This is a genomic window from Halovivax gelatinilyticus (genome assembly GCF_024300625.1).
GTDB classification, from domain to species: Archaea; Halobacteriota; Halobacteria; order Halobacteriales; family Natrialbaceae; genus Halovivax; species Halovivax gelatinilyticus.
On sequence record NZ_CP101322.1, the window covers coordinates 3,039,554 to 3,058,931 of the forward strand.

Annotated in this window: 20 protein-coding genes and 1 pseudogene; 10 read left to right on the top strand and 11 right to left on the bottom strand. The window is 63.0% G+C overall.

The genetic code is table 11. The features are described from left to right. Positions 1-199 precede the first annotated feature (199 nt). Positions 200-1,357: an acyl-CoA dehydrogenase gene (locus NKH31_RS14460; RefSeq protein ID WP_254862499.1), complete on the bottom strand. Its 1,158-nt coding sequence runs from the start codon at positions 1,355-1,357 to the stop codon at positions 200-202. A 147-nt stretch (positions 1,358-1,504) separates the two neighbouring features. On the opposite strand from NKH31_RS14460, the gene NKH31_RS14465 reads away from it, so the two are divergent. After that, complete coding sequence (locus tag NKH31_RS14465; protein WP_254862500.1) at positions 1,505-2,599, top strand: hypothetical protein; 1,095 nt, start codon at positions 1,505-1,507, stop codon at positions 2,597-2,599. A gap of 101 nt (positions 2,600-2,700) precedes the next feature. On the opposite strand, the gene NKH31_RS14470 is transcribed toward NKH31_RS14465, so the two are convergent. Further along, complete coding sequence (locus tag NKH31_RS14470) at positions 2,701-3,555, bottom strand: 3-hydroxyacyl-CoA dehydrogenase family protein (RefSeq protein WP_254862501.1); 855 nt, start codon at positions 3,553-3,555, stop codon at positions 2,701-2,703. A 215-nt stretch (positions 3,556-3,770) separates the two neighbouring features. Between NKH31_RS14470 and NKH31_RS14475 the strand changes: the two genes are divergently transcribed. Together NKH31_RS14475 and NKH31_RS14480 are read left to right on the top strand one after the other, a co-directional pair. Further along, positions 3,771-4,358 carry a hypothetical protein gene (locus tag NKH31_RS14475; RefSeq protein WP_254862502.1) on the top strand — a complete coding sequence of 196 codons (588 nt, stop codon included), beginning with the start codon at positions 3,771-3,773 and terminating at the stop codon, positions 4,356-4,358. Positions 4,359-4,424: 66 nt separating this feature from the next. Further along, positions 4,425-5,181, top strand: a pseudogene (locus tag NKH31_RS14480) (SAM hydrolase/SAM-dependent halogenase family protein). A 41-nt stretch (positions 5,182-5,222) separates the two neighbouring features. On the opposite strand, the gene NKH31_RS14485 reads toward NKH31_RS14480, so the two are convergent. After that, positions 5,223-5,579, bottom strand: a complete 357-nt coding sequence (locus NKH31_RS14485) for a HalOD1 output domain-containing protein (protein ID WP_254862503.1) — start codon at positions 5,577-5,579, stop codon at positions 5,223-5,225. Positions 5,580-5,757: 178 nt separating this feature from the next. Then, on the bottom strand, positions 5,758-7,302 hold the full coding sequence (gene thsA / locus NKH31_RS14490; protein WP_254864819.1) for a thermosome subunit alpha: 1,545 nt from the start codon (positions 7,300-7,302) through the stop codon (positions 5,758-5,760). A 203-nt stretch (positions 7,303-7,505) separates the two neighbouring features. On the opposite strand from thsA, the gene NKH31_RS14495 reads away from it, so the two are divergent. Beyond that, positions 7,506-8,330 carry an amidohydrolase family protein gene (locus NKH31_RS14495; protein ID WP_254862504.1) on the top strand — a complete coding sequence of 275 codons (825 nt, stop codon included), beginning with the start codon at positions 7,506-7,508 and terminating at the stop codon, positions 8,328-8,330. Positions 8,331-8,433: 103 nt separating this feature from the next. Continuing rightward, positions 8,434-9,219, top strand: a complete 786-nt coding sequence (locus NKH31_RS14500) for an enoyl-CoA hydratase/isomerase family protein (protein WP_254862505.1) — start codon at positions 8,434-8,436, stop codon at positions 9,217-9,219. A 37-nt stretch (positions 9,220-9,256) separates the two neighbouring features. On the opposite strand, the gene NKH31_RS14505 is transcribed toward NKH31_RS14500, so the two are convergent. Both NKH31_RS14505 and NKH31_RS14510 read right to left on the bottom strand, forming a co-directional pair. Next, positions 9,257-10,165 carry a glycosyltransferase family 2 protein gene (locus NKH31_RS14505; RefSeq protein ID WP_254862506.1) on the bottom strand — a complete coding sequence of 303 codons (909 nt, stop codon included), beginning with the start codon at positions 10,163-10,165 and terminating at the stop codon, positions 9,257-9,259. A 44-nt stretch (positions 10,166-10,209) separates the two neighbouring features. Next, positions 10,210-10,917 (bottom strand): class I SAM-dependent methyltransferase, encoded by a 708-nt coding sequence (locus tag NKH31_RS14510; RefSeq protein ID WP_254864820.1) that lies wholly within the window; start codon positions 10,915-10,917, stop codon positions 10,210-10,212. 211 nt (positions 10,918-11,128) lie between these two features. On the opposite strand from NKH31_RS14510, the gene NKH31_RS14515 reads away from it, so the two are divergent. The 3 genes from NKH31_RS14515 to NKH31_RS14525 all read left to right on the top strand — a co-directional run bounded on the left by NKH31_RS14515 (position 11,129) and on the right by NKH31_RS14525 (position 13,086). Beyond that, positions 11,129-11,404, top strand: a complete 276-nt coding sequence (locus NKH31_RS14515) for a helix-turn-helix domain-containing protein (protein WP_254862507.1) — start codon at positions 11,129-11,131, stop codon at positions 11,402-11,404. A gap of 145 nt (positions 11,405-11,549) precedes the next feature. Next, positions 11,550-12,344 carry an MBL fold metallo-hydrolase gene (locus tag NKH31_RS14520; RefSeq protein WP_254862508.1) on the top strand — a complete coding sequence of 265 codons (795 nt, stop codon included), beginning with the start codon at positions 11,550-11,552 and terminating at the stop codon, positions 12,342-12,344. A 37-nt stretch (positions 12,345-12,381) separates the two neighbouring features. After that, positions 12,382-13,086 carry a YkgJ family cysteine cluster protein gene (locus NKH31_RS14525; protein ID WP_254862509.1) on the top strand — a complete coding sequence of 235 codons (705 nt, stop codon included), beginning with the start codon at positions 12,382-12,384 and terminating at the stop codon, positions 13,084-13,086. Positions 13,087-13,216: 130 nt separating this feature from the next. Here the strand turns inward: NKH31_RS14525 and NKH31_RS14530 are convergent, their stop codons facing one another. Further along, positions 13,217-13,630, bottom strand: a complete 414-nt coding sequence (locus tag NKH31_RS14530) for a TRAM domain-containing protein (protein WP_254862510.1) — start codon at positions 13,628-13,630, stop codon at positions 13,217-13,219. Between the two features lie 222 nt (positions 13,631-13,852). Beyond that, positions 13,853-15,601: a radical SAM protein gene (locus NKH31_RS14535; RefSeq protein ID WP_254862511.1), complete on the bottom strand. Its 1,749-nt coding sequence runs from the start codon at positions 15,599-15,601 to the stop codon at positions 13,853-13,855. A 131-nt stretch (positions 15,602-15,732) separates the two neighbouring features. On the opposite strand from NKH31_RS14535, the gene NKH31_RS14540 reads away from it, so the two are divergent. Both NKH31_RS14540 and NKH31_RS14545 read left to right on the top strand, forming a co-directional pair. Beyond that, positions 15,733-15,891: a DUF7559 family protein gene (locus NKH31_RS14540; protein ID WP_254862512.1), complete on the top strand. Its 159-nt coding sequence runs from the start codon at positions 15,733-15,735 to the stop codon at positions 15,889-15,891. 166 nt (positions 15,892-16,057) lie between these two features. Next, positions 16,058-16,483: an Hsp20/alpha crystallin family protein gene (locus NKH31_RS14545; RefSeq protein ID WP_254862513.1), complete on the top strand. Its 426-nt coding sequence runs from the start codon at positions 16,058-16,060 to the stop codon at positions 16,481-16,483. Between the two features lie 73 nt (positions 16,484-16,556). On the opposite strand, the gene NKH31_RS14550 is transcribed toward NKH31_RS14545, so the two are convergent. Genes NKH31_RS14550 through NKH31_RS14560 form a run of 3 tightly spaced genes read right to left on the bottom strand, consistent with a single transcriptional unit; the run spans position 16,557 to position 19,360 of the window. Next, entirely contained in the window at positions 16,557-17,747 is a 1,191-nt protein-coding gene (locus tag NKH31_RS14550) for an NAD(P)/FAD-dependent oxidoreductase (protein WP_254862514.1), read from the bottom strand. Continuing rightward, entirely contained in the window at positions 17,744-18,508 is a 765-nt protein-coding gene (locus NKH31_RS14555) for a creatininase family protein (protein ID WP_254862515.1), read from the bottom strand. The genes NKH31_RS14550 and NKH31_RS14555 overlap by 4 nt, the downstream gene beginning before the upstream one ends. A gap of 48 nt (positions 18,509-18,556) precedes the next feature. Next, entirely contained in the window at positions 18,557-19,360 is an 804-nt protein-coding gene (locus NKH31_RS14560) for a DUF7388 family protein (protein ID WP_254862516.1), read from the bottom strand. Between the last annotated feature and the right edge of the window lie 18 nt (positions 19,361-19,378).

The window sequence follows — 19,378 nt, forward strand, 5'->3', positions numbered from 1 at the left end:
TTGGTGAATCGATCCGATCGACGATCGGTCGGTTTTCCACGTATTTCAGCCCGTATAGACGGTGTTCGAACGCTCTCGTTCGTCACTGAACGGTTGTTGAATTAGTTTTGTAACGATCTAGTCACTATCTCGCACAACTGGCTATTACTGGCCCAAATCAGCTGAATTGGACAATTGCGGACGAAGCCGGGTCCCGATCTTACTGGAGTAATCGATCGCCAATCGTGTTCCGAAGGACCTCGCTGGTTCCCTCGTAGATTTCGTTGAGTTTCGCGTCGCGGTAAAACCGCTCTGCGGGGAAGTCTTTGGTGTATCCGTACCCGCCGTGGATCTGAATCCCCTCGTTTGCGACCTCGCGAGAGACTTCGCTCGCGTACAGCTTCGCCTGTGCGGCCTCCTTGATGTAGGGTTCCCCGCGGATCTTCTTATCGGCCGCGTTGTGCATCAGGAGTGTTGCGGCCTGTATTTTGGTATCCATGTCCGCGAGTTTGTGCTTGATCGCCTGGAACTCACCGATGGGCTGGCCGAACTGTTCGCGCTCGTTCGCGTACGATCTGGCCTCCTCGAAGGCAGCGCGTGCGATACCGACGCCGCGGGCTGCGATGGTGATCCGCCCACCGTTTAACGTTTTTAACGCCTGGATGAATCCGTCACCGTCCGCGCCGAGACGTCTGTCGGCCGGAATCCGAACGTCGTCGAATCGAAGTTCGGCCGTCGGACAGCCCTTATCTCCGAGTTTATCCTCCGTTCCCTCGACGAAGAATCCGTCATCTTCGTCCGGCCGCACGACGAACGACGAGATACCCCGGTTACCCGCGTCCGGGTCGGTCTTGGCGAAGACGGTGACAGTGTCCGCCACGGAGCCGTTCGAGATCCATAGCTTGCCGCCGTTTAGGACGTACTCGTCGGGATCGTCGGCCTCACCCACCACGTCCGCCGTCGTCTCCATCGCGGGAACGTCACTTCCCGCACCGGCTTCTGAAAGGGCGAACGCGCCGACATCTCGTCCCTCGGCCAGCGGCGTCAGGTACCGCTCTTTTTGCGCCTCATCGCCGAACTCGAAGAGCATGTTTCCCGCGAGCGAGGTGTGTGCTGCCACGATCGTTCCGAGTCCGCCCGACCCTCGCGAGATCTCTTCTAGTCCGATGGCGTAGGAGTGATAGTCGAGCCCGGCACCGCCGTACTCCTCGGGAAACGGCATCCCCATCAATCCGAGGTCACCCATCTCGCTGACCAGGTCGGCCGGATATTCGTCTTCGTGATCGATCTCGCTTGCACGCGGGATCACTTCCTCGTCGACGAACGTCGCGACCATATCCCGGATCTGACGTTGTTCCGGTGAAAGGCTAAAATCCATACGAAGCGGTATCGTCCCTCGCGGCTTAGGTGTTCCTCATCGACGCCGGTCTGGAGACGCGGCGGTCGACGTACTAATTTCGATCCCGGTTTTCCGGTCGCGCCGGAATCCAAACACCCATTCGGTCCGACTGGTAACGTATCCGGTATGACGCGCGAGGGGCGTATTCCGGCGACGGGGTACGCGACGGAACGAGACCGAAGCGTCGAGTACGACGACCGAACCATCTGGTTGAGCCGGACCATCGAATCGGCGGCTACCGGACTCCCTGGCGGTCCGCTGGTCGCCGGCTTTCTCCTCTTCGGCTGGCTGCCGATCGCCCTGGCCGGTCTGGGTATCGTTGCCGCCGAGTCTATGAGCGCGACGTTCGTGCTGGCGTACGCGACGGCAGCGCTCTTGCTTTCGGCGCTCCCGTCGATGATCTGGTACTACGACGTCCGCGTGCTCACGACGTTCGCGGGACGCATGACGGCGCGAGTCGACGACGAGGACGTCCTCGTCGAGACCGCCGAACGCTTCGACCGTCGATTCGCCGAGTGGTACCCCGCGGCAGTGGTACCGTGGACGATACTATTGCTCGTCGTATTGTTCGGTTCGGTGCCGACCCTGGAGGCGCAGGGAATCGGCGGTCCCACGGAGCCGCTGTTCTGGAGCGTCGCGCTCTTTTTCGTCTGGGGCGGTCTGCTCACCGGTATCGGCTTTCACGGCGCCTTCGTAACCGTCGGGTACATCGCGACGCTCGTCGAACGGACCCGGCTGTCGATCGATCCGTACCACCCGGATAAGCTCGGCGGGCTCAGTGCCGTCGGCTACTTCGCCATCCGAACGACGCTGTTACTCTCCTCGGGCGCGTTGTTGCTGCCGCTCGCGTTCGAACTGGCGGCGGGAACGCCGTTTCAGGAACCGATTTACCTCGCCGTCGTCGTTTACGTCCTCGTCATCGTCGGCTCGTTTTGCTATCCGACCTGGTTAGTCAATCGCGCCGCTCACGCCGAACGTGTCGAACGGCTGGACGAACTCGGCGACGAAATCGGTTCGATCCAGACCGACCTCTCGGCGGCGTCGGCACACGACGTTGACGACGTCGTCACGCAACTCGAACTCCAGCGCCTCCAGCAACTGTACGACGATTATCGGGAGATCCGTCTGTACCCGCTCTCACCGTCCATCCTCACGCAGCTCGTCGGTTCCGTGTTACTCCCGTCGACCATCTTATTCGTCGAACTCGTCGCCGGGGTGTAACACGCGAGATCGTACGGTGTAGCCGGTTTCGAACGGGCCGGGATAATCGATCGGGCCTCGTCAACCATGCGTTCGATGGTATCTCCGACCCGTCGTCCCGATCAGTCGTACGAGTAGAATCCCTCGCCCGTCTTCTTCCCGAGGTCGCCCGCTTCCACCTTTCGCTTTAAGAGGTACGCGGGTTTGTACCGATCTCCGAGTTCCTCGTAGAGCGTTTCAGTCGCGTGCAGGCAGACGTCGAGCCCGATGTGATCTGCGAGCGTCAGCGGTCCCATCGGGACGTTCGTGCCGAGTTCCATGCCCGCGTCGACGTCTTCTTTCGAAGCGACACCCTCGTCGTAGGCGCGAATGCCCTCGTTGATCCAGGGCATGAGGATCCGATTGGTCACGAATCCCGGTTTGTCGTCGGACTCCCAGGTCGTTTTGCCCATCTCCTCGGCGAGGTCGTGAGCGAGTTCGACCGCCTGGGCGGTCGTCTTCTCGCCGACGACGACCTCGACGCCGTCCATGATCGGAACCGGGTTCATGAAGTGAAGGCCGACGACCCGATCAGGCCGATCGAGGGCCGACGCGATCGAGGTGATCGAGAGCGTACTCGTGTTGGTCGCGAGGAGGACGTCCTCGTCGCAGATTCGCTCTAGATCGGCGAAGACCTCCCGCTTTACGTCCATCCGCTCGAGGACGGCTTCGATGACGACGTCGCAGTCGGCGACGTCCTCGAGGTCGGTCGTGCCGTCGATGCGGTCGCGGATCGTCGACGGTGACTCCGTCAGTGCGTCTCGATCTGCGAGCCTCGCGAGACTGTCGTCGATCGTCTCGAATCCGGACTCGACGTACGCCGCCTCGACGTCGCGCACGACGACGTCGTACCCGGTCGTGGCTGCGACCTGCGCGATACCGCTTCCCATCGTTCCGGCGCCGATGACGCCGATTCGGTCGATATCGTCTCGAATCATACCCGTTCGTTTCCGGCTTGCGCTCGTTAAGCTGGCGATCCGCGTCGTTCGATGCCCGGTTCAGTGTGGGTGCGTACCCAAGAGCCGACACCCTCTGGCGCCTTCAACGGTCGCCTGAATTTGATCTACCCGGGATATCCGTTCGTGACCGCGGTTCCGGGAGAGAAACGCTTTAGGGTTCTGCCTCCTTCGATCAGATAACCTGTAGAATCGTCATGAGTGAACCAAACGTCGTCGATCCTGGCGTCGAAGGTGTGCGCGAACTCGAGCCCGACGAGCGAGCGACGCTGCTGGAAGCCGAGGTCGAACCGGAGACGCTCGAAGCGGAGGGGATCGATCCGGCCGGCGTGGTCGAGAAGGATTACTCCTACCGCCTGCTGCTCGATGCTGGTCTCGACGAGGAGACGGCGGATCGACTTCGCCGTCACTTTTCGTTGGCCTGGTCGTTCGAGACCGACGGCGATCTCGATCGACGCTCGGAGACCGTTTCGGGACTCGGCGACGACGAGCGTGCCTGGGTCGCCGCGAGCGCGACCGACGACTGGCAGGGGTTCGAACACGCGGGTGAACGGACGATTCCCGGCGAGCACGGCCGACCGGCCGAGCGACCGTACCCCAAACCGACGCCGGTAACGGCGGTCACCGGCGTCAGTCGGGAAAACGCCGAGAAACTCGCCGAAGCCGGCGTCCGATCGGCCGAACGATTGGCTACCATTCACGCTGGCGCGGTCGCCGCCGCGCTGGATCTCGACGTCCTGCACGTCCGGACCTGGCGGCACAACGCTCGCGAACTCGTCGAGTGATCGGCCGTCCGTCGATCGACGGCGAGTACCGACGCCACTTTGTCCGACTATCACCAGTCAGTGACCGTGATAACACTCTCGTCAGATTTCGGTTCCCCGTATCCGGCAGCGATGAAGGGCGTTATTCTGTCAGCAACCAGCGCCACGCTCGTCGACGTCGCTCACGACTCCGCGTCAGGACGTCGATTCGGCGGCGTTCTGGATACGCGAAATTCTTCCGACCTTTCCGCCGGCGGTTCACCTGATCGTGGTGGACCCCGGCGTGGGAACGGACCGTGACGCCCTCGTCGTTCGGGCCGGCGAACACGTCCTCGTCGGCCCTGACAACGGCGTTCTCTACCCGGCGGTCGGACGCCTGGCTGGGGCCGGTCCGATAGAGTGGTATCGAATCGACGACGAGGATGCGGCCAGTTCCACCTTCCACGGTCGCGACGTCTTCGCGCCTGCGGCGACGGTTGTCCACGATACTCCACGCGGTAATCTCGCTACGATCGGCCGCCTACAGCCAGCCGCCGATCCGGTCGAATTGATCCTCCCGTCTCTAGCGTTCGATGACGGCGTCGCTCGCGCGACGATCCTCGCAGTCGACGATTTCGGCAACTGCGTTACGAACGTTGACGGATCGTTCGTCGACGACGCGTCGACCGTTCGCGTCGACGGACGGCGGGTGTCGGTGGGGACGACGTTCGATTCGGTCGAGGCGGGTGCGCCGCTCGTCGTCGGTAGTCACGGGAACCTCGAACTCGACGTCAACCGAGGCCGCGGAGATATAGAATTCGGTATAGAACCTGGCGATTCCGTGATCGTCGAACCGATTCGATAGCGCTCGATTCGTCGAGCAACCAATTTTGAGCGGTCGTCGGTCTATTCGAGCGGAGAACGAATCGGATCGACTTCCACGGAGCCATCACCGGTAATCGTGATCCGACACCCCTCGTACTCGAACGTTATGATTGCTCGCGACCGTTTGCCGTTGGGTCGGTGCCAGTGGTCGAGCAAGCGTTCGAGCGCGTCCGGATCGATCGTCTTCGAGAGTGTCTCGAGTTCGAGCGGATCTCGACCCGTCGCGACGCTGACGGCCGTGATGATCGACGTGACCGCCGGATCGGCCGATCCGTTCGCGTCCACCCACACGTGGTACGTCCCCGTTGTTTCGTCCCGGTACACTGTATCCTCGATGGAGCGTCGGCGCCCGTTTTCACCGGTGTGGTAGCTGGACATACCATCTCAGAATACGCCATGTTAACACTTAACATTGGCGGGAATTCTGATAGATCGGTACTCGTGACTGTGCGACCCGAGCGACTGACGTGGGTAGGTGGATAACGGCGGTGAACGATCCAAAGAGATCGATCGGCGGAGAGTCGTTCGTCGACGAACGCTGGACTTTGTGGCGTCGTTACTCGGCGGCGATGACGTCGTCGATGCGGACGATCATCGTCGCGGCCTCGGCGGCGCTCTCGATCGCCTCGCGCTTGACGTCTGCCGGGTCGACGATACCGAACTCGACGGGGTCGTCGATCGTGACCGTCTCGCCGTCGGTGATCAGCCCGGCACGCCCGTCAGCTTCGTGGGCCGCGCGGAGATCGACGAGCGAGTCGATCGGGTCGCGACCGGTGTTGGTCGCGAGCGTTCGCGGGACGATGTCGATCGCGTCAGCGAACGCGGTGACGGCGAGCTGCTTGCGGCCTTCGATTCCGGCCGCTTCGGAGCGCACGCGGTCTGCGATCGCGATTTCGCTCGCTCCGGCACCGGGGACGACCTCGCCGGATTCGCGTGCGGTCGCGACGACGTCGAGTGCGTCGCCGACGGCCCGTTCGAGTTCGTCGACGACGTGGTTCGTGCCGCCGCGGACGAAGACGGTGACCGCCTTTGCCGCGTCGCCGCCTTCGATGAACGTCAGTTCCTCGTCGCCGAACCGCTCGGTGCGGATCCGGTCTGCGTGTCCGAAGTCGTCGTCGGAGAGGTCAGCCAGTGCGCCGACACGTCGGGCCCCCGTCGCGGAGGCGATCGATCGGACATCGGAGTTTCCGAGGTCTTCGTAGACGAGGATGCCTTCGTTTGCGAGGAACGAGGCCACGCGGTTGTCGACGTCGTCGGTCGTGAACACGACGTCGACGCCGGAGTCGGCGATCGTCTCGGCGTAGCCGCGCAGTTCGGACTCTTCCGCATCGAGCGCGGCGTTGAGTTGGTCGATGGAGTCGATGGCGTACTCCGCGTCGACCTCCCCGGTGCGCACTTCGAGTGCGACGTCGATAATCGCGATGTCGGCGTCCTCGACGGTCGTCGGCATCGAATCGTGAGCTGGCTCCTCGTCGACGACGATCCCCTCGATCAGGTCGGTCGCGCTGGTCGACGCGCCGACCTGCGTGTAAACGGAGACGTCGTCACGGTGGACGCCGTCGTCGTCGCTGACGTGATCGATCGCGGTTACGACCGTTTCGGCAAGCTCTGCGGGAGTGAGTCCGCCCGTTCCCTTCCCGGTCATGCTCGATTCGCCGACCTGGGCGAGCAACTCGTCGTCGACGGCCGCGTCTAGTACCTGATCTTCGATGGCCTCGAGCGCGATACGAGCGGCCTCGTGGTACCCTTCGACGATCGTCGTCGCGTGGACGTCCTGTTCGAGGAGGTCCTCTGCTTCGCCGAGGAGGTTTCCGGCGATGACTGACGCGGTCGTCGTTCCGTCGCCCACTTCGGCCTCCTGGGTTTCGGCGACTTCGACGATCATCTGTGCGGCGGGGTGCTCGATGTCCATCTCCTCTAAGATGGTTGCACCGTCGTTCGTGATGACGACTTCGCCGCTCGAGTCGACGAGCATCTTGTCCATGCCGCGCGGTCCGAGGGTCGTTCGGACCGCTTCGGCTACGGCCTTTCCGGCCATGATGTTCGACGACTGGGCGTCTCGGCCCGCTGTCCGCTGGCTGTCTTCACTGAGGATGAACATCGGTTGTCCACCCATGCGTCGCTGTTGTGCCATTGTTGATGCCTCACTAAAGGTATCATCAGCACTTCTATATAACTGTTTCCCTACGCCCCGGGCCCGTCCGGTGATTGTCAGTCAATACCAAGGGGGTGTCGACCCGCCCGCTCGGAGATCGAGGTCGAAGCCGGTAGGCCAATATGGATTCGCTCGTATGGACTGAACGAATGCTGGAGCTGGAACACGGTTTTCGCGTCGTCGACGTCAACGCCCGACTGACGCCGGGCGACGAGCCGTGGCCACGAGACCGTGGTCGGCCGATTTCACCGGAACGACTCGAGCGGGAGCTACACCAGGCGGGTATCGTCAGAGCGGTCGTCAGTCCGAACCCGCGACCCGGGACTAGCTACCTCCAGGCCAACAACGGCGTCGCCCGTCTCAGCGTCGACCGACCGTTCGTGGCCTTCGCCCGAATCAACGGACCGCGTCCCAGTACCCCCGGTCCAGCGAGCCGGTTTCGAGCGCTCCTTTCCGACCGGCGGTCCGAGTGTACCTCCCCTGCGGACGTCGAACAGTACGCGTACGACGATCGATTCCACGGGTTCGTTCTCGACCCGGGCGTCGACGGGATCCCTGACTCAGCCGTACTCGACCAACTCGAATCGGTGAATCTTCCGCTCATCCTGTCGATCGGACGCGACGGTCGACCTGACGCGCCCGTCGAATCACTCCTCGGGCGGTCGTTTCCGATTATTCTCAGCCACTTCGGTGATCGACCGCTCGATCGCGAATCGATGGCGTCGACGATCGAACTGCTCGACCGATTCGATACCTGTTTCTTCGATACGAGTTTCGTGCGGTATCGAGAACTACTAGAGCGAGCGCTGGTAGAACATCCCGACCGCGTCTTCTTCGGCAGCGGCGCGCCGGCGACCCATCCGAACGTCTCGGTCATGGAAATACTGACGCTCGACGTCTCCGAGGATCTATTACGTCGGGCATTTTCGAAAAACGCCTGTCGCGTCATCGATGCGCTTTCACCGACGTCGTGACGCCCCATCGGTCGATTTTCACCAGTATCGTCGAGAAACCGGTACCACTCAATGAGAGTTCAATGCAGGCAGTATTAAGTCCCACCGACGAATGGATTTCAGTATGCGTTCTGTCGGGAGCGGTCTGGCTGCGATCGATCGAGACGGTCCTCGTGCGGATATCTACCTCTCGCGTCCGCGAAAGCGAAACGCGTTGACCGTCGATTTAATCAAAGATTTGACCGAAGCGTTCCGTCGTGTCGATGCGGACGACGATATCCGCGCGATCACGTTGCTCGGTTCCGGCGACGCGTTCTGTGCCGGCATCGATTTCGACCAGTTACAGGAACTTTCGAAGCTGTCGACGATCGCCGACGAGGCGTTCCCGCAGTTGCTCTCGACGATCGAACGGGCCCGACAGCCCGTCGTCGCCGGAATCAAACAGACGGCGCCGGCGACGGCGTTCGAACTAACGCTTGCCTGCGATCTGCGTGTACTCGGCGACGACGCCACGTACGGTCTCATCGAAACGTCTCTCGGGACGTTTCCCCAGGGTGGTGGAACCCAGCGGTTACCTCGACTCATCGGTCTCTCGAAGGCGATGGAACTGATCTACACGGGTTCGTACATCGAACCCGATGAGGCGGCATCGATCGGCCTCGTCCATCACGTCGTCGACGCCGACGACGTCGACGAGACGGCCAAATCCGTCGCCGACGATCTCTGCACGAAGGCCCCGCTGGCGGTCCAGAACGCAAAACGCGCCCTTCGTGCGGCGCTCGATACCCCGCTCGATCAGGGCCTCGCCTACGAGCGTTCGCTCGGACGCGAACTGGAAGACACCCGAGATTTCCGCGAGGGATTCGAGGCCCGAATCGAAGACCGCGACCCCACCTTTACCGGCGAGTGACGAACCACTCCTGCAACCCGCAGTAGAGAACCCTGTATCACTCTTCTCCGCGGGTTCGACGGTCGTAGACCTGGACGGCTCGATCGTGACGACTCGAGACGCCGTTCGGATTGCGCGTTTCGGATCGATCCCGGTACCTGGCACCGAATCCGTGCCACAACCCAGCGAGCGTATTGCTAACGACGGCGACGCCGTCTCGTATCCACGTCGTGGGGGTGGTTTCACCGCTGGCGATTTCTCTGACGCCGTGTAGTCCGTCACGGATCGCGCTACCGACGGTGTTTGTGAATACCGTCGGCCTCGGGCCGTAGTTCTTCGCGAGCCGATAGCTGAGAGACCGATAGCGTCCACCCCAGTTCTCGGGTTCATCCGATTTCTCCCGGTCTCGCGTTACGGCCATGTCCGCACTCCACGTGACGACGTACTCACCGGCGCCGATCCTGTGGGCGACGTCGCGCGCGCTGGCGTGTGAGAGGTTTTCGTCGAAACCGTCCAACCGGTCCAGTACCGTTCGGTCGAATACCACGTTGCCGGCGGAGAAGACGGTGATCGAGCGACCGGCGAACCGAACGGGATCCCGTTCAGTCGGTATCGAATCCGCTCGCTTGACCGGACCAGTGACGACGTCAGAATCCGACGACAGTGCCGTCTCGACCGCCTGATACCATCCCGGTTCGACGGTGTGCGTCGCGGCGACGAACCCGACGGCGGACCCGGTGGCGACTTCGATGCCGGCGTTTCGAGCGACGCCGGACTCGCGCTCTGAGATTTCGACCAGGACGTCGACGTCTTGCCGTTCCCGAACGGTGCCGGACGTGCCGTCCGTCGACGGACCGTTGACCACGATGAGTTCGCTCTCGGCCGGTAGTTGCGACGACAGCGCGTCGAGACACGAGTGGAGGGTCTCCCGATCGTTGAGCGTCGGGACCACCACCGAGAGCTTCATACTCGTGAGTATTTCATCCGGCCGTATAAATTCGCCGTCCGGTGTTACTCGAGTTCGGTCGTCCAGAACGAAACCGACGCGAGTCTGTCCGCTTTCGGAATTGAGCCGACGCCGCTCCCGACGCGTCGCAGCGGCGAGGCCAGGAAGTTCGGCGTAATTCGATAGAGTCCGTACGGCAGGATGAAATCGTGCTGGGCGTCGACGATTTCCAGATCCTGCGAGTCAGCTAACGCCTCTACTTCGCGTCTCGAGTACAGACGCGAACCCATCGGAAGGGCCCAGTTGTAGATGCTTCGCGTCGAAAAGCGATTGAAGGTATCGAAGACGATTCGACCACGCGAGACGCGACGCATTTCCGCTAAGAACGCCTGCGGGTCGTCTGCGAGGTGGAAAAATCGCATTGCGACCACGCAGTCGAAGTGGTCGTCCGGAAATGGGAGCCGTGCGGCGTCGCCCCTGATGAACTCGAGCGTGTCAGAGACGCCCGCCCGGTCGGCTTTTTCCCGACCTTGCTGGAGCATCGCAGCGGAGATGTCGAGTCCGACGACGTCTCCGCCGCGGTCTGCCATCATGATTGTGAACCGACCGGTCCCGCACGCTATTTCGAGGACTCGCTTTCCCTCCAGGGGAGAAACCGCGTCGAGAACGGCTCGCTTCTCGCGCTGGTCGATCAACTGACCGCCCCGCGAGAAGCGCTTGTCGTCGTACTCGGCGGCGATGTCGTCGGCCTGGTACCACTCCTGTCCTTTCACGCTACTCACTGGTAGACTCTCGGGGGGTTAAAACAATACTGGACTTGATCGACGGCAGACGGGCCCGTTTCGTGTGGGCCACGGAACCTCACACCTCGAGTCGGAGGGGAGGTAACCGCCACTAGTATGGCATTATATACCTATAATTAACTGCAGAATATGAACACCTATATAGGGAACGTTTACCAGGGTTGGCTCTCGCTCGGTAGGTATGAGCACGACCGCAGAGGAAGCTGCCAGTCCCGACCCACCACATTCGAACGCGGAGTACCGTGACCGCCTGCGCGAGCTACCACCCAGCGCAAAACTCGTCGCAAAAGTTCTCGAATCTGACGCGCCGCTCTCGCAGGGTCAACTCGTCGAGGAATCCCTGCTGCCCGATCGAACCGTTCGATACGCACTCAACCGCCTCGAGGAAGTCGGTCTCGTCGATTCGCGGTACAGTTTCAAAGACGCGAGAAAGCACGTGTACTTCCTTACGCGTTGAATTACTCCCCGACGCGCTGATCTATTCTCGCGCGCTGACGTGGTCTGATCCCTCTCGATTCGATCCCGCCCAGGTGGCGTGGCAACTCCGTGGCGACCGAACCGACACCGGCAACCACTTTTCGTTCCCCGACCTGGGCAACCGCATGGAGGTTGCTCGCGTCTCCGTCCCCGTCGAGTCGTCTGCCCCTGGTGGACGGACGAACGCGTACGTTCTCGGGCGCGATCCGGCCGTCCTCGTCGATCCGGGCGCGCGAACTGACGAACTGGACGAAGTGGTCGAAGACCGGGGCGTCGAATACGTCGTCTGTACCCATACTCATCCGGATCACGTGGGTGCCCTCCGCTGGTACGCGAACCGACACGATCTCACGACGTGGGCGCTCTCCGACTTCGCCGATCGATTCGAGTCGGCGACCGGACTCGTCCCCGACGCCACCGTCGTCGACGGCGATCGAATCCACCTGGGCGGCGAGTCGGTACGGGTGATCGCGCTTGCCGGACACGCCGCCGATCACGTCGGGATCGAACTTCCGGACGACGGCCCCCTCTGTTGCGGTGACTGTGCCATCGCTCGCGGAAGCGTCGCCATCGCCGGCCCTGACGCGGACATGTCCGCCTATCTCGATTCGCTCCGTCGTCTCGAATCGCTCGATCCGTCCGCCTTGCTCCCCGGACACGGCCCGATCATCGACCACCCATCGACTACGATCCAAGGGCTCGTACACCACCGTCTCCGGCGGGAAAACCGTATTCGTCGGGCCGTCGAGGCGGGCGCCCGGACGATCGACGAAGTGCTCGAGGCGAGTTACGACAAACCCCTCGACGGCGTCGCGTCGCTCGCACGGAAAACGGTTGCGACGCATCTCGTGAAACTCGACGACGACGGCGTCGTCGTCTGGGACGGAAACCGCGCTCGTCCGCGACGCGGTCGAACGTAGCCGGCGGACTTTTTGCCGCTCGGACGGAGACGACGGTGTGGACTCCCTCGAAACGGAACTCGCTCGGGCTCGCGACCTCGATCCGTCGGTGCTCGCCGGTGCGATCGAATCGATCGGATTCGAGTGTACCCACTGTGGGGCCTGTTGTCGGTCCGAATCCGATTCGGACTGTAGTCCGTCGAACACGGACACGCCCGACGGAGGTACGTCTCACACGGCGACGGTGTTCCCCGACGAAGTGCGCTCCCTCGTCGGGAACACGGACGGTCAGACGGACTGGCGGGACGTCGCGCGTCCGATGCCGTTCGGTCTCGAGAAATCGCCCGATGGGACGACCGTCGGGGAGACGTTCGAGTGGGCACTACAGACGACCGCGTGTGGCGATTGCGTCTTCTACGACGATGGATCCGAGGCCGGCGGCTGTCGGGTCCACGCCGACCGGCCGCTGATCTGTCGAACGTATCCGTTCAGCCTCGCTCTCGGAGGAACGAGCCAACCGATGGGTACGGCCGTCGACGGCGAGGGGCTCGTGCGGGCCCACGAGTGTGAGGGCCTCGGTCGAGAAATCGATCGCGACGATGCGCTCTCGCTCGCTCGCGCGCTCAAAGCGCGGGCGATCCGCGAGCTCGAAGAGGCGATCGCGCTCGTCGAACGGTACGAGCCGATCGAGTCGACCGATCGAATCGTCGTACACGACGCCGAAGGGCCAAAGCGCCCCGACGGTTCGTCGATCTCGGAGTAATTCGGACGAGCGACTGGACTGGCGGGACAGGTTCCACCTCGCGTCGACTCGTTCGTCGACGAAGTGGATACGTGCCGTGTGTGATCGAGCCGAGCCTCCGCACGAATCGTCGGAGTGTCGTCGATACCGTTCAGAAGGTGTCTTCGATAATTTCTCCGACGGCGAAGTTCGATTTGACCTCGCTCACTTCGACCTTGACTCGCTCGCCAACGTCGGCGCCCGGGACGATGATGACGTAGCCGCGTTCGACTCGAGCGATGCCGTCGCCCTGTTTGCCGATGTCCTCGATCTCGACGTATCGCGTTTCGCCGACGTCGACCGGCGGCTGTGGCTCGTCCGTGCGGGTCTGCGTCGACTGCGCGGCCGACGTCGTGGACTCACTCTGCGCGTTCGTCGAGCGTTCGATCAGCGCCACCCGGTAGACCGTTCCGGGCTCGACGTCGCCCGTCGTGATTTCGTGTTTGGGTACTTCGATGAGATACCGGTCGTCTTCTTCGGAAACGTCCGTGCTGAACAGACACAGGAGCTTTTCAGAGATTTCCATAGCGAGATCCTCACGCGACCCAACTGGTCCAATACTATTAGAACTACCGACCCCGTGCCGATGGATATTATCGATCGTCTTGGAAAATACGTCGATGTCACCAGATGTATCGGAAGGTCGGGCCCTGGCAGTTCCCGAGCGGGTCGATCACTCTCGCGTCGGATTCTCGATCGAGGAGTGAACACGCTGGTGTCGGTTACTCGAATGGGCGACTCGCGTCGATTACTCTACCGGTTGTCGGCTCCGAGCGATAGCATCTTGGTTATCGACGGTGCCGAACCGTTCGAGATCTAGGCCGTCGGTGGGTTCGATCTCGTCGATCGAGTCGTACGGACGGTTAACGACGATCGACCCGGCTCGCGAGTTGCCGATCCCCGGAATCGCCGTCAGCTCGTCGAGCGAGGCATCGTTCAGATCGAGCGGGTGCGGGACTCCGGTCACGGATCGATAGCCGTGATCGACGACGGCGACGTCGAGCGTCTCGCCGAGCGGACGTTCACCCGGGATACCGACGAGTAGCGGGTACGTTCCGAGTTGTCGACCGAAGGTGTAGCCGTCCTGGTGGTACTCGAGGTGGACGTCCGGCAACACGGTCCCCGGCGGAGCCAGTCGCTCGAGCATCGGTCTGTCGATCTCCTCGCGAACCTGGCGCTTGTACGGTTTGAACTGATCCTTGTGCGCCTGGGCGATCTCGGCGCCGGTCTCAGACATCTCGGTACCGGCGAACGCCATCACCTGCCGTACGTTAATTCGTCTGAGTAACAGCCCCTCCTCGTAGACGCGATGCAGGAATTCCAGATTGTACTCGTAGGTTTCTGGACGTTCCCCTGCGAGCCCGTGGACGAGGTTGATCCCGGGCAGGAGTTTCGGCAATCGGTCCGACGCCTCCGGTCCGAATGTCGGCGCGTCCGCGGGGTCGTCACCCGGGCGCCATCCGGCCTCCTCGTTGACCACGCGTATCGCCTCGAGACACTCCTCGGTGCTTACGGCGAGGTTATTTTCCTCCTGGACGGCGGGATCGGCGGATTCGAGGCCGAACGCGGCGGTGTCTCCGGGCGTGTTGTACGCAGCGATCGTCCGGATACACTCGCGGGATTCGTCCGGCCACTTCGCGATCGTGACCGGATTCATATTGTCGAGATGAAGCGTCTGGAGGTCCGGAGCCACGGTTCGAATGCCCTCGTACAGTTCGCGAAGGGCATTCGGGTTCGGGGCTTCGCCGTCGCCGCCGTAGGCGAGAATGTCCGCCTGCCGACCGAGCCTGAAGTGCTCGACGCCATGGTTCGCGAGCGCGTCTACCTCGTCGACGACGCTCTCGGGCGGTCGAAATGACGGGTTGCCGTAGAGCGGTTCGGTGCAAAACGAACAGCGATAGGCACACCCGCGCGAGGTTTCGAGTTCACAGATGAGGTACTCGGGATGGCCGGGATGTTGCTCCACGATGAACGCGCCCAGTCTCGCCCAGCGAGTCACCTCGGGAACGTCGCGCATCCGATCGCCGAACCCTTCCAACCCGTTTCGAACGAGGTCGTACGCCGCCGCTTCGACGTCTCCCTTCGCGACGAAGTCGAAGTCTAAATCCTGCCGTTCGGTCTCGATGGCGCCCTCGTTCGCGTCGCCGACGCCGAACTTCACCGGACCGCCCATCATCGAGACGCCGTTGGCCGTCCAGGCGATCTCTCTGACCTCGTCCGGTTCGGCCGGCGTCCCGCCGACGTACTTCCCGGGGACGGTCATCCCGCCGAGATAGATCGTGAGATCCGCCCCGTCGACGTCGCGCCATCGGCGTTTCTCGTCTCTGAGCGCGTCGATGGTGTGATACGTGATCTGCTCGCGCGGGACGCCCGCGTCGACGAGCGCGCCGGCCGTAAAGCGCGGATACGTCGAGAGGTACGGTGGTACCCCGAAGTGTGCGGGTTCGTCGACGTAGCCGTCGACGATCGTCACGGAGAGGTTCTCGGGGTCGGTCATGGGCCTCCGTAGCGGGTCGAGGGTGAAAACGTTGACTCACCGGGCTCGATCCCCGTAATCCAGTCGTCACTGGCCCTGCCCGGATAGCCGGTGACCGAGCGTTGAAGGGACTGCCGCCCCACCGTCGAGCCATGCCACCGACCGAAGAATTCGTCTGTACCGAATCGACGTGCTACCTCGATCTCTTCGAGAACCACTACACCTACGACGTTCCGGACGACCACGACGCGACGTCCGTCTCCTGTCCCGTCTGTGGCGGAACCGACTGTCTCGAACCCGTCGGCTTGTAACACCGGTCTCGACGACGTGTCAGCAGGCGCAACTTCGTCTGACGATTATTTTTGCCCATCACAAGAAGTATAAACACCGTCGTTGTACATCTATCGAGTCGATGGAACCGAACCATTCCCTCCCTTGTCCCGCCCCGCTGGCCGTCTCCGAGCGAGGTGGCATTCGATGAATCCACGTACGGTCGTCCGGTCCCTCGGCGATCGGCTCTATCGAGGCGTCGGTCGTGCGACGCGATCGGTACAGTCTATCCGACCAGTGGACGCCGATCTACTCGAGAACGAGACGAGTTACCTCGTGGCCGTCGACACGCCGGGCGTCGAGTCATCCGACCTCGACATCCGGTATCTAGATGGGCGCGTGACGGTAACCTGTGACCGAAACCATCTCAACTCTGATAGGTTCGAGAGACGATTCTGGGGCCGAACGACGACCCTCTCCGGATCGATTTCGTTACCAGACGACGCAATCGTCGACGCGAACGAGGCCGAAGCCCGGCTCACGAGCGTCGGAACCGTCCGAATCGAACTGCCGAAAGAATCACCAGAGACGCGGGCGGAACCGGCCGGAGAACAGATTCCGATCGACGACTGACTGCGGGCGCTGTCGTGAGTACGCGACGCTTCGACGCCCAACTGAGTTCTACGATTTAACTTTGCGTACGCTCCTAGCTATCGGATTCGATCGTCATTCCCGGCACGATATCGAACGACTCGTCGCCGTCGAACCGACACGGATCGAACGCGTCGATTCCGATTTCGCCGAGTACCTGTCGCGCGAGGCGGTCGCCGATGGCCGGTGCGCGCATGAAGCCGTGACCCTGGAACCCCGTCGCCAGGAAGACGCCGTCTTCGATCTCGCCGACGAGCGGATTTCCGTCAGGTGTTGCCGTACACAGCCCGGCCCAGGCGCGGACAGTGGACGGGTCGAACGCCGGAAACCGATGGCTCACCTCCGCGAGCACCGATTCAGCGAAGCCGGCCGACGCATCCCGGTTCCAGGAGTCGGGGTCCGCTTCGACCCGTTCGGTCCCGTCTCCCGCCAGTAACCCGTCGGGATGGGGGCGAACGTAGACGTCGGCGGACGCGTCGAAACACATCGGTTCGGTGTACGGTTCGTCGGCGACGAGCGCCTGCACCCGGTACGGTTTCATCGGGATCGGTATCCCCGCGTCGGCGATCAGTCGCTTCGTGTGCGATCCAGCCGTAACGACGACGGCGTCGAACGGTTCTGACTCACCAGAACCGGGAACGATCACGCCCGGTGGATCGGTCGATAGTTCGACCGCCGTGTCGGTCCGTATCGTCGCACCCGCGCCGCTCGCGGCGGCGGCCAGACAGGCCGTGTACCGGCCGGGATCGGTGTAGCCGGCGCCTCCGGAGACGCCGGCGACGGCGACGTCGTCCGTTCGTAGCGCCTCGAATCGATCACCGAGGAGCTCGCCGTCCATCTCGACGGCGACGATTCCGTGCGATTGCATTCGTTCGACGCTCGCCGAGACCTCCCTTGCGACGTCGTCGTCTCCCTCTCTGGCGAACCAGACGTACGGGCACTCGGTGAACGGGAACGTGTCGTCGCCGGAGAGCCGTCGGAACCGTTCGATCGACTCCCGACCGATTTCTGCGTCGACGCGATCGGCGAACGCGTCGTAACAGACGCCCGCGGCTCGGCCGCTAGAGCCGCTTCCGACGGAGCCACGCTCGAAGAGCGTCACCTCGGTGCCCCGACGGGCGAGGTCGTACGCGCAGGTCGCCCCGACGGCTCCGGCGCCGACGACCGCGACTGATAGACCGGCACCGTCGTCGACGAAGACGTCTGCGCCGATCGCCACCTCCCCGGCCGGATCGTCTTCGATCATCGGTGCGATCGTTGCCAGCAGTCTTCGACCGATCTGTCGGCCAGCCACTCCAGCAACGCCTCGAGTTCGGCGACTCCTTCTTCGTAGAGCTGCGCTCCCTTCTCCGGGCTCGCCTGGCTCGGTTTACCAACGGCACCGCTCTCGGTGAAGTCGATGGTATCGAAGCCGATCTGGGATCCGTGTACGGTCTTCCCCCAGCCGTCCGCCCCGCGACCTTCGGCGTCTTCAAGCGCGTCGGGCTCGACCAGTTCCTCGTGGAGGTGCCAGATGAGGCTCGATTCGGACGCGTCGGCGTGTCCGCCAACCTCGTCGAACAGCTCGTCGGCAAGATCGGCAACGGCGTCCCACCAGTTCCACGTCGGTGCGTAGGCAACTTGCGTCTCGCGTAACTCTCTGGCCGCTCGACTCAGCGCGCTCACGTTGCCGCCGTGTCCGTTGACGATGACGACCTTCGAGAGTCCGTGTTCGGCGACACTCGAGATCGTTTCCGAGACGTAGTTGGTGAACGTCTCTTCGGACACCGTCAACGAGCCGTCGAACTGCATGTGGTGTGGGCTGACGCCCACCGGAATCGTCGGCAACACGATCGTGTCGTCCCGATCGGCGACGGCGCTGGCGAACGCTTCGGCTGCCAGGTGGTCCATGCCTAACGGAAGTGCCGGACCGTGCTGTTCGGTGCTGCCGGTCGGAAGGACCCCGACGGCCGCCGATTCGAACGCGTCGGCCGCGTCCTCGGTCGTCATAGTCGCGAGTGTGGGCATACCTGCCACTCAGCACGGGATCTACTTACGTGTGGGTGGTTTCGGCCATCACCTCGGCTCCTCGAAGAGCGCGTCGAGCCCGCGGGCGGGGTAGCCGATCACGGTGGTGACGCCGACCGCTCGCAACCGTTCTATCGACTCGCGAACCGTCGACTCGTCGCCGACGAGCGCGTACGTTTTTGCTCCCTCGAGGAGCGTCGTCCGAACGTCGCCGGTGGCGGTCGAATCGGTCGGCGCCCCTTCGGGCAGCGACCGGCTGATCGGTCGGCGGCGACCGACGTACGCCCCGACGGCATCTAAGATCGCGTCGTGATCGTCGGTGCAGACCGTCGGCGCGTAGACGGCGATTTCGCCGGTGAATCCGGCGGCTCGTAGCGCCCTGATCTCGCGTTCGGTCGTCCGGGAGAGCAACTCGAACTGGGGAGCGCCGGTCGCCAGCGCGATTCGTTCGACGCTCTCGGTCCCGACCCACGCGCCGGGGTCGGAATCGACGGCCGATCCCAGCCGCGGAGCGACGGCTCGCCGTCGCTCTCGGTCCGTGAGATACGCCGGGTGGCCGGCGACGAGGACGCGCCCGACCGCGTCGGGGATCTCCGAGACGAGCGACTCGTCGCCGAGCGGGTCGAACCCGTCCGCGCGGATGGGCGTGGTTACCCGAACGTTGTGTCGTTTCGCGAGGGTGTCGAGAAGCCGACGATCGGGAAACGTGTCGGTCCCTTCGTAATCGATTGCGATCGTCTCGACGGGGAGGTCGTCGATGCGATAGAGGTCACTCTCGGTGGGTTTTACGGCCACGCCGTCCAGCCCGATCGCATTGGGCCGAGAGTCGCCACTCGTGACTTCGTTCAGCATCGACGATCACCGTCCGAG

Excerpts from the sequence above, each read along its gene's own strand:
- NKH31_RS14515 (WP_254862507.1), top strand. The coding sequence starts at position 11,129 with ATGAGCACGACCGCAGAGGAAGCTGCCAGTCCCGACCCACCACATTCG.
- NKH31_RS14555 (WP_254862515.1), bottom strand. The coding sequence starts at position 18,508 with ATGCCCACACTCGCGACTATGACGACCGAGGACGCGGCCGACGCGTTC.
- NKH31_RS14460 (WP_254862499.1), bottom strand. The coding sequence starts at position 1,357 with ATGGATTTTAGCCTTTCACCGGAACAACGTCAGATCCGGGATATGGTC.
- NKH31_RS14495 (WP_254862504.1), top strand. The coding sequence starts at position 7,506 with ATGCTGGAGCTGGAACACGGTTTTCGCGTCGTCGACGTCAACGCCCGA.
- thsA (WP_254864819.1), bottom strand. The coding sequence starts at position 7,302 with ATGTTCATCCTCAGTGAAGACAGCCAGCGGACAGCGGGCCGAGACGCC.
- NKH31_RS14530 (WP_254862510.1), bottom strand. The coding sequence starts at position 13,630 with ATGGAAATCTCTGAAAAGCTCCTGTGTCTGTTCAGCACGGACGTTTCC.
- NKH31_RS14540 (WP_254862512.1), top strand. The coding sequence starts at position 15,733 with ATGCCACCGACCGAAGAATTCGTCTGTACCGAATCGACGTGCTACCTC.
- NKH31_RS14550 (WP_254862514.1), bottom strand. The coding sequence starts at position 17,747 with ATGATCGAAGACGATCCGGCCGGGGAGGTGGCGATCGGCGCAGACGTC.
- NKH31_RS14560 (WP_254862516.1), bottom strand. The coding sequence starts at position 19,360 with ATGCTGAACGAAGTCACGAGTGGCGACTCTCGGCCCAATGCGATCGGG.
- NKH31_RS14545 (WP_254862513.1), top strand. The coding sequence starts at position 16,058 with ATGAATCCACGTACGGTCGTCCGGTCCCTCGGCGATCGGCTCTATCGA.
- NKH31_RS14535 (WP_254862511.1), bottom strand. The coding sequence starts at position 15,601 with ATGACCGACCCCGAGAACCTCTCCGTGACGATCGTCGACGGCTACGTC.
- NKH31_RS14485 (WP_254862503.1), bottom strand. The coding sequence starts at position 5,579 with ATGTCCAGCTACCACACCGGTGAAAACGGGCGCCGACGCTCCATCGAG.
- NKH31_RS14520 (WP_254862508.1), top strand. The coding sequence starts at position 11,550 with ATGGAGGTTGCTCGCGTCTCCGTCCCCGTCGAGTCGTCTGCCCCTGGT.
- NKH31_RS14465 (WP_254862500.1), top strand. The coding sequence starts at position 1,505 with ATGACGCGCGAGGGGCGTATTCCGGCGACGGGGTACGCGACGGAACGA.
- NKH31_RS14505 (WP_254862506.1), bottom strand. The coding sequence starts at position 10,165 with ATGAAGCTCTCGGTGGTGGTCCCGACGCTCAACGATCGGGAGACCCTC.
- NKH31_RS14475 (WP_254862502.1), top strand. The coding sequence starts at position 3,771 with ATGAGTGAACCAAACGTCGTCGATCCTGGCGTCGAAGGTGTGCGCGAA.
- NKH31_RS14470 (WP_254862501.1), bottom strand. The coding sequence starts at position 3,555 with ATGATTCGAGACGATATCGACCGAATCGGCGTCATCGGCGCCGGAACG.
- NKH31_RS14500 (WP_254862505.1), top strand. The coding sequence starts at position 8,434 with ATGCGTTCTGTCGGGAGCGGTCTGGCTGCGATCGATCGAGACGGTCCT.